The sequence below is a fragment of the Polyangium sp. 6x1 genome, from assembly GCF_029946515.1.
In the GTDB taxonomy this organism is placed as follows: Bacteria; Myxococcota_A; Polyangia; order Polyangiales; family Polyangiaceae; genus Polyangium.
The window spans coordinates 1-2,187 of record NZ_JARZHH010000172.1 but is presented as its reverse complement, the minus strand read 5'-3'; the positions used below and the strand labels follow the sequence as shown (position 1 = coordinate 2,187).

Genomic DNA, 2,187 nt, shown 5'->3' with positions numbered 1-2,187 from the left:
GCCGCCCGCGAGCTCCGCGGCCCCGCCGCCTGCGCCTGCGCCGTCGGACAGCTCCGCCGCGCCCGCGCCGCCGCCGGCCGCGCCTGCGCCCGCGCCTGCGCCCACGCCGACCAGCACCATCGTCGCGCCGTTCTCCACGCCGCCTCCGGGCTTCTAGGCACATGGACGACGCGCGTCGGACGAGGCATCTTGTGGAGCGGAGGTCGCGCATGCGGAGAGCGATGCTGATCCTCGCGGGGCTCGTGATCGTGGGTTCGTCCGTACGAACCGCCGAGGCGCAGGAAAAAGACAAAAAACCTCGCGGCGCGATCACGCTGTCGGAGGTGACGATCACCGGCCGCATCGAGAAGCCGATCGCCGCGGTCGACGTGAGCCGCATTCAGCCGAAGCTCACGCTCGCCGAGCTCCGGCAGCCTTTCCTCGATCGCATCGAGGAGGCCATCTTCAAGGATCCTTTCTGATCCAACGATCGCGCCTCGACGCTTGATTCTCGCGCTCGGCGTCCTCATCGCCTCCGCCTCCGTGCTCCTCGCGTGGGCGCACCTCGCGCGCGTGCGGCGCGCGACCTCCGGCAAGACCGCCGAGCTCCTCCTCGCGCTGAAGCGCATCCCCATGAACGAGCGCGCCACGGCGCTCGCCGCGCGTGCGCCGGAAGGCAGCGCCGAGCGCCGCCTCGCTGCCTTGATCCAATCCACCGAAGACGCCTCCGAAGACGCCCGCGGCGCCGCCGTCGACGAGCTGCTCGCCGAGATCGAGCTCGCGCTCGACGCGACTGCATCCTGGCCCGGCGCAGCCACGCGCATCGCTGCTTACGGAGGCCTCCTCCTCGCGGTGATCACGGTCCTCCTTCGCCCCAGCTCGATCTCGTTCGCCGCGCCCGCGCTCCTCGTCCTCGGCCTCGGCGCCGCGGCCACCTGCGCGGCCCTCGGTCGTCGCGCCCGCGAGCTAGCCGACGATCAACGCAAGTCCGTCGACGCGCTCGTCGACGCCCTCGGCCTTCGCGACCGGCTCGCCCCGGGCGGTCCCCCGCGCGCGCCTCGTCCCGGCCGGAGACGCGGCGCGTGAGCCGTGTGCTTTACCGATCTCCCGCCGTTGTGTACCCTTCCGTGGATACTTCCGTGTCGGCTGGGCGTCTTCATCGCCCCAGGCGGAGACCCTTTTCATGACGCAGACGACGACGCAGACGGGGTCCGGGTCGAGCACCGGTCAGATGACCGCGGTCATGCGGGCCATGAACCAGGCGACGGGCCCGAAGGTCCTGCGCGTCGGGGTCGTCCAGGGCGGCAAGGTGATCGAGGAGCGCATCATCAAGCAGCGCACCCACGTCACCATCGGCCCCAGCGAAAAGAGCATGTTCGTCACGGCGAACAAGAACGTGCCGCCGAGCTTCCGGCTGTTCGAGCTCGTCGGCGACGAATACGCGCTGAACTTCCTCGAAGGCATGGCCGGCCGCGTCGCGCTGAAGACGGGCGTGAGTGACCTCGCCTCGCTGAAATCCCAGGCCAAGAAGGTCAGCTTCGGCCAGGTGCAGGCCTTCCAGGTCCCGCTCAGCGACGACGCCCGCGGCAAGATCGTCGTCGGCGACACGACCTTCCTCTTCCAGTTCGTCGCCGCGCCGCCGCCCCAGCCGAAGCCGCAGCTGCCCGCTTCGGTGCGCGGCGGGTTCGTCCAGTCGATCGACTGGACCACCACGATCATCGCGGCGTTCTCGTTCCTCCTGCACTTCGGCGCGGTCGGCACGATCTATTCGGACTGGATGGATCCGCTCGTCAACGACGAGGTCGACGTCGCGCAGATCCTCGAGACCGTGCGGAGCTTGCCTCCGCCGCCGCCGGTCGAGCAGCCGAAGGAGGCCGACACGACGCCCACGCCGGCCTCGACCGCGCCGGCCGAGGCGCCCAAGGCCGCGGCGGGCGCGTCCGCTGCGAAGGGCGCAGGCGGCAAGATCAGCGACACGCGCGCGGCAGCGATCGCCAACGAGCTCAACCAGCTCGACATGCAGATGCTCGGCGCCCTGAACGCCGCGGGCAACGCGACGGCGGGCGTGCTCGATCGCGGCGACGTCCCGCTCGGCCTGCTCGACAACGCGGCCGCCTCGGGCGCGGGCGCGGGCCTCGGCGGCATCGCGGGCTTGAACCTCGGCGCGGCGGGCGGCGGCACGGTGCGCCCCGGCGCGGCCGGCGGCGG

Annotated in this window: 3 protein-coding genes; all 3 read left to right on the top strand. The window is 71.7% G+C overall.

What is annotated here, in order from left to right:
* The first annotated feature begins 209 nt into the window (after positions 1-209).
* Complete coding sequence (locus QHF85_RS49645; RefSeq protein WP_281334569.1) at positions 210-461, top strand: hypothetical protein; 252 nt, start codon at positions 210-212, stop codon at positions 459-461.
* A gap of 22 nt (positions 462-483) precedes the next feature.
* On the top strand, positions 484-1,065 hold the full coding sequence (locus QHF85_RS49640) for a hypothetical protein (RefSeq protein ID WP_281334568.1): 582 nt from the start codon (positions 484-486) through the stop codon (positions 1,063-1,065).
* Positions 1,066-1,162: 97 nt separating this feature from the next.
* Positions 1,163-2,187 (top strand): energy transducer TonB (locus tag QHF85_RS49635; protein WP_281334567.1); only part of this gene is annotated, 1,025 nt, incomplete at its 3' end.